Here is a 5,802-nt window from a genome sequence, read left to right on the forward strand (position 1 = left end):
AGGGTTGTCGCCGATATGTTTATCCGCATAAATGCTGCCCCGGCTTCTCAAAAGCTCAGAACAGGGTACTGCCGTTAGTCATCAAAACATTATTTTGATTTTTTCTCTTCTAAAGACACTACCTTCGAGAATAGCTGCACCGATGGATAATTGGCAAAGGTATTTTACAAATTGAAGTTTCCCATACAGTTTGCTGACCTTCTTATCATAGACTTACTGCAGATTTACACGACTAATGACGTAAGACCGGATTTCAAAAGGTTCCGATCCATTAGTCAGAGCTTTATAAAAACTTCATACCAGCCAATCGTTCGTTCTACTGCATATTACTCCAGTAAATCCAACTTTATCTGGTAAAAATCATTTCGGAGCCTGCATGTGAGAAATTTTCACGGTAAAATACAGCTATCTTTTTTACGAATAAGCACTTGATAGATCATGCTCGATTATCAGAGAGAGTTTCTGGACTTCGCCTTACAGGAACAAGTCATTCGCTTCGGTGAGTTTACCCTAAAATCAGGCAGAAAATCGCCCTACTTCTTTAATGCCGGTCTTTTCAATACCGGTGAAGCCATCAGCAAAATGGGTCAGTTCTACGCCCATGCCCTGGTCAATTCCGGCATCGAGTACGATATTCTTTTTGGCCCGGCCTACAAGGGTATCCCTCTCGCCACCACGACTGCTGTAGCATTGTCTGAGCATCACAACCTCAATACGCCCTTGTGTTTCAACCGCAAGGAAATCAAAGATCATGGAGAGGGGGGCAATATTGTCGGCGCACCGCTTGAAGGTCGTGTCATCATTGTGGATGACGTGATCACAGCGGGAACTGCTGTGCGAGAAGTCATGGAAATTATCGACCAGAGCCCTGCCAGTCCGGCCGGAGTCATGATTGCCCTGGACCGTCAGGAAAAAGGCAAGGGCGAACTGTCGGCTATTCAGGAAGTTGAGAGAGATTTTGCCATTCCCGTGGTCAGCATTGTCACACTTAATGACCTTCTGTCGTATGCTGAGGAGAACAAAGACATAAAAATGTATGCCACCGCCATCAGGGAATACAGAGAACGCTACGGGGTCTGAAATCAGCTCAAGAGGCTTGCCCTGCAAGCCTCGGGAACCCAAGGCTCAGGCTTTTACGCATAACGCTCACCTGAAGACTATCGTTTCCAGCACTTCCCATTGCCCGAGCCACTGCTCAGTTGGCTTTCGCTTGAACTCACTGCGCACATACTGGCAAATACGTCCTTCAACAATGGAAAGCAGCATATTAGCCATAGCACCCGGGGTGACTTGGGGTCTCAGTCCCTCATTGAGTTCAGCACCTCTGAGGACTTGCTTGATCTGGGTTTCCAGCCGGTCAAACAGTCTGAAAACTCTTTGTCTCAGGCGATCAGGCTCTCCGGCCAGAGCATCACCAGTAAGAATACGGGTTAAGCCAGGGTTTTCTCACAGAAACCGAGCAGAAGTTGCAGAATCTTGCCACATCGCTGCAAAGCCCGCTGCTCTTCTTCCAATATCAGATTAACCCTTGAGAACAAAGTGTCTTCTATAAACTCTATCAGGCCTTCAAACATTTTGGCCTTACTGGGAAAGTGGCGGTAGAGCGCTGCTTCAGACACCCCCACTTCTTTGGCCAGAGATGAGGTGGTAATCCTCTCTCCGGGGGCATTTTCCAGCATATGGGCCAGTGCCTGCAGAATTTGATCCTTTCGGGAAAACTTTCTGGTTTTATCCATTACTTCTCGACACACTCTTACTATGTCCGTGAAAATTTTTTCAGACTACAAACAGCCCTGAGCCAAAAAAAGCCTTGAGCCAAAAATGCCGCTGACCTCTGACCTTAAAGATCGCTATTTTGCCTTACGTCACGTTAAGAAGGCTATTTCTTTTCCCATGGCCTTAGATTCACGACTGACCACCAGTAATCAGAGTACCCACGCCCTGATCGGTCAGAAGTTCCAGTAGCAAGGCATGGGGAACTCTTCCATCAATGATATGAGCCCGGTTTACCCCATTACTGACTGCATTCAGGGCGCACTGGATTTTTGGCAGCATACCGCCATAAATCGTGCCATCAGCAATCAGCTTCTCAACTTGCCCGGAATCCAGGCCGGTCAACAACTCACCTTCTTTACTGAGCAGCCCCGGAGTATTGGTCAGCAGTAACAGTTTTTCCGCATTCAGAGCTTCAGCAAGATGACCCGCCACCAGATCGGCATTGATATTGTATGATAGACCTGAATCATCAACACCAATAGGTGCCACCACAGGAATAAAATCTGAGTTCTGCAGCATCTCAACAATGCTGGTGTCGATAAACTCCACTTCACCCACATGACCAATATCTATAATTTCCGGTGCCGACATTTCCGGTGTCTTGTGGGTCACTTTCAAACGCCGTGCCCGGATGAAGCAACCATCCTTACCTGTAACACCCACTGCACGACCACCGTTGTTATTAATCAGCGTGACAATTTCCTTGTTGACTAATCCACCCAGTACCATTTCGACAACATCCATAGTACTCGAGTCTGTCACCCTCATTCCCTGCACGAAGCGGGTTTCCAGATTCAGACGTTTCAGCATGGACCCGATCTGAGGGCCGCCCCCATGAACAACAACAGGATTGATGCCTACCGCTTTCAGCATGACGACGCCCTGGGCGAAAGCATTTTTCAGTTCTTCACTCTCCATAGCGTTGCCACCGTACTTGATGACTATGGTTTTACCTGAAAAACGCTGCAAATAGGGCAGTGCCTCGGTGATTACCCGGGCCCGATCATGCAATGGCAGTTGGGTCGCTTTATCCATCAATACTCCTCACAAAACACCATCAGCCGAAAAAAAAAGCAGGGTAAAAGTTTGACCCTAAAAAAAGATGCTCCCGGCTCAGGCAGTGTCTCGCACTGCCTGCTCTGATTCATCGAGTGCCTGAGTGACCAAAGCCACCGGCACCGCGATCGCTTTCCTCAAAACTCTCAACAATATCCAGTTTGGCCTGAACCACCGGCACCAGCACCAGCTGAGCGATGCGCTCACCGGGCTCAATGGTGAACGTCGATTGACCCCGGTTCCAACAGGAAACCATTAACTGCCCCTGATAATCTGAGTCAATCAGACCCACCAGGTTACCCAGAACAATACCGTGTTTATGCCCCAGCCCGGAGCGGGGTAAAATCATGGCAGCCAGAGCAGCGTCTTCAATATGAATGGCCATACCGGTAGGCAGCAGCTCAGTCTGACCCGGCTCAAGTGTCAGGGACTTTTCCAGCATGGCTCGCAGATCAATACCTGCAGAGCCATCGGTTGCATAAGCTGGCATAGGAAATTCGGAGCCTAGTCGTGCATCAAGAATTCGGGTTTTCAGTGCTTTCATTGGTCACCTGACGTGTTTTCGTGTGCTTCTTTCCATTTACCAAAACGGCGCGCAATAATTTTCAGAATCTTTCTGGACAGAACTGTCTTGGAAGCTCTTGGCATGGGCTCTTCAAAATCTTCACCCAGAACGGTCACTTCATTATTGTCACTGCTGAAACCTATATCACCATCTGATACGTCATTGGCAACAATCAGGTCCAGTTTCTTGCGATGCAGCTTATCCGCTGCATAACCCAGAACATTTTGGGTTTCTGCCGCAAAGCCAATGACGAAGGGTCGTACCTCCAAATCTGCTACCGATGCAACAATATCTGGATTCTTGACCAACTTGATCTCCAGCGTTTCAGAAGGATCATCAGGATTTTTCTTGATCTTGTTTTTCTGGATTTCAACAGGACGATAATCACAGACCGCTGCACAGCCAATAAAGATATCAACCCCTTCGATATTATCGAGGACAGCCTGATGCATATCTCTGGCACTGATGACATCAATACGTTCAACCCGGTCGGGTGATTCCAGAGCAACCGGCCCACTGACCAGCGTCACCGACGCGCCGGCTTCCATAGCTGCATCCGCCAGAGAGTATGCCATTTTTCCAGAGCTGTGATTGGAAATGAACCGCACCGGGTCCAGGGCTTCTTGGGTAGGTCCGGCGGTAATCAGAACATTCAGGCCATTCAACAAATCATGTTCAAACATTTCAGCGGCATGTCGGGCGATCAGTTCAGGGTCCAGCATTCGACCCGGACCAATATCACCACAGGCCTGACTACCCTCGTCAGGCCCGAAGATACGAACGCTGCGTTCTTTTAACAGCTCAATATTCTGCTGCGTGCTCTGGTCTCGCCACATGCCCTGATTCATAGCAGGAGCCAGACAGACAGGGGCACTGGTTGCCAGACACAGCGTGGTCAGAAGATCATCGGCCTGACCACCAGTCAGCCGGGCCATGAAGTCAGCTGTGGCCGGTGCCACCAGCACCACATCAGCCCAGCGGGCCAGCTCAATATGACCCATTCCGGCTTCAGCTTTGGCATCCAGCAGATCCAGATGTACCGGATTGTGGGAAAGGGCCTGAAGCGTCAGAGGCGTGATGAATTCACAGGCAGCTTTGGTCATGACCACCCGGACATCCGCATCCCACTTGCGCAGCATACGAATCAACTCAGCGCTTTTGTAGGCAGCAATGCCTCCTGTGACGCCAAGCAAAATCCGTTTATTTCTTAAACGTTGCATAGTCGGCCTATGTTCGATAAATAAAGGGTGTTTCTCAATTCCTATAAACCTTTGGAGCTATTTTAATTTATAAGACAGGCATTAGATAGATGACATTGATCAGTCATTGCTACAGAGATTGGCCGGATTTTACCTTTTTAGTCTTTGTTTTACCCCTCTGATAAACATCAATCACTGATGCAGGATACAACCCTGTCAGTGCCTCATTGTCTTAAAGGCTGCCACTGCTGTTGAAAAGTCCAGTCCAACACACAACAGTTATTAAATACCTATGAAAATCAGTCGTGTATTTCCTACAGAATGGTGGCCTCAAAGCCCGATGCATAGTCAATATTGTTCTTGGTAGGGGCCAGACCGAGTTCCTCCCGACACATGCGGCCTTTGTAGCGAAATTCATGAAGTTGGGAAACGGACGGAAAAAGATGAAATCTGATCTGGACGAACATGACACTGGCCTCTATAAAGAAGTACACAAATCTAAAAGCATCGCTTAATAACAAATTCAGGGACTGCGAAGTAGATGCTTTCCTTTGGCACTTTTTGTAATGCCGGTTCTCTTGATTAAAATCTAAATGGTGAAGCCGTTTATGCGCTTGTTTATTTTTTTAGTCTTCAACTTAATTTTAACAATCAGCACAGGATACGCTGACGTATGTCCGATTTGTCTACATGAAATTAACAGTGATCAGCAAAGTACCAGCCTTTGCTGCGGACATGATTTTCATGAGGATTGTATAAATACATTACGATCAGATCACCGTGATCTACTATGCCCGGTTTGTAGGCAGCGATCCCGAATACACCATGGTGCAGAATCAGGAGATCATGAGAGATGTCGTTGGGAAGAACCTATGTATCAGGCACTTTCCAGACCAGGGGCTCAGGCAGGAATGATTGCCATACTACAAAGCGAGCCGGCAGATCCTGATACACTGGCTATAGCAGCTACATTTGTAAAGTCACAACACCAGTACCCACCGATAAACGATACCGATAGAGGATTATACGAAACATTATCTAATTTGTTCTTTCAGCGTATGTCAGAGTTAAGCGAAGCCGATCAGTGGAAATCAGTAGCATTTCTTAAAACGCTTTCGAATAGAATGAATGAGGCAGAGGCAGAAACACAGTCACAGAATCAAACAGAGACAGAAACACAGTCACAGACTCAAACAGAGACAGAAA

The 5,802-nt window shown here is 47.7% G+C and carries 6 protein-coding genes and 1 pseudogene; 2 read left to right on the forward strand and 5 right to left on the reverse strand.

The genetic code is table 11. The features are described from left to right. Nucleotides 1-438: 438 nt before the first annotated feature. On the forward strand, nucleotides 439-1,080 hold the full coding sequence (gene pyrE, locus KDK18_RS06425; protein ID WP_257254045.1) for an orotate phosphoribosyltransferase: 642 nt from the start codon (nucleotides 439-441) through the stop codon (nucleotides 1,078-1,080). 66 nt (nucleotides 1,081-1,146) lie between these two features. Here pyrE and slmA read toward each other — a convergent pair. The 5 genes and pseudogenes from slmA to KDK18_RS06450 all read right to left on the reverse strand — a co-directional run bounded on the left by slmA (nucleotide 1,147) and on the right by KDK18_RS06450 (nucleotide 5,063). After that, nucleotides 1,147-1,736, reverse strand: a pseudogene (gene slmA / locus KDK18_RS06430) (nucleoid occlusion factor SlmA). A 169-nt stretch (nucleotides 1,737-1,905) separates the two neighbouring features. Beyond that, nucleotides 1,906-2,811 carry an acetylglutamate kinase gene (gene argB / locus KDK18_RS06435; protein WP_257254046.1) on the reverse strand — a complete coding sequence of 302 codons (906 nt, stop codon included), beginning with the start codon at nucleotides 2,809-2,811 and terminating at the stop codon, nucleotides 1,906-1,908. 109 nt (nucleotides 2,812-2,920) lie between these two features. Beyond that, nucleotides 2,921-3,376 carry a dUTP diphosphatase gene (gene dut, locus KDK18_RS06440; protein WP_257254047.1) on the reverse strand — a complete coding sequence of 152 codons (456 nt, stop codon included), beginning with the start codon at nucleotides 3,374-3,376 and terminating at the stop codon, nucleotides 2,921-2,923. After that, the gene (coaBC, locus tag KDK18_RS06445) at nucleotides 3,373-4,617 is read right to left on the reverse strand and encodes a bifunctional phosphopantothenoylcysteine decarboxylase/phosphopantothenate--cysteine ligase CoaBC (RefSeq protein ID WP_257254048.1); all 1,245 of its coding nucleotides are present in this window, start codon (nucleotides 4,615-4,617) and stop codon (nucleotides 3,373-3,375) included. The genes dut and coaBC overlap by 4 nt, the downstream gene beginning before the upstream one ends. A gap of 293 nt (nucleotides 4,618-4,910) precedes the next feature. Next, nucleotides 4,911-5,063, reverse strand: coding sequence for an Arm DNA-binding domain-containing protein (locus KDK18_RS06450; RefSeq protein WP_257254049.1), 153 nt, complete (start codon nucleotides 5,061-5,063; stop codon nucleotides 4,911-4,913). A gap of 141 nt (nucleotides 5,064-5,204) precedes the next feature. On the opposite strand from KDK18_RS06450, the gene KDK18_RS06455 reads away from it, so the two are divergent. Continuing rightward, nucleotides 5,205-5,802, forward strand: a 598-nt coding sequence (locus KDK18_RS06455; RefSeq protein ID WP_257254050.1) for an RING finger protein, incomplete at its 3' end; no start/stop codon positions are given.

The sequence above is a fragment of the Endozoicomonas sp. SESOKO3 genome (assembly GCF_024606255.1).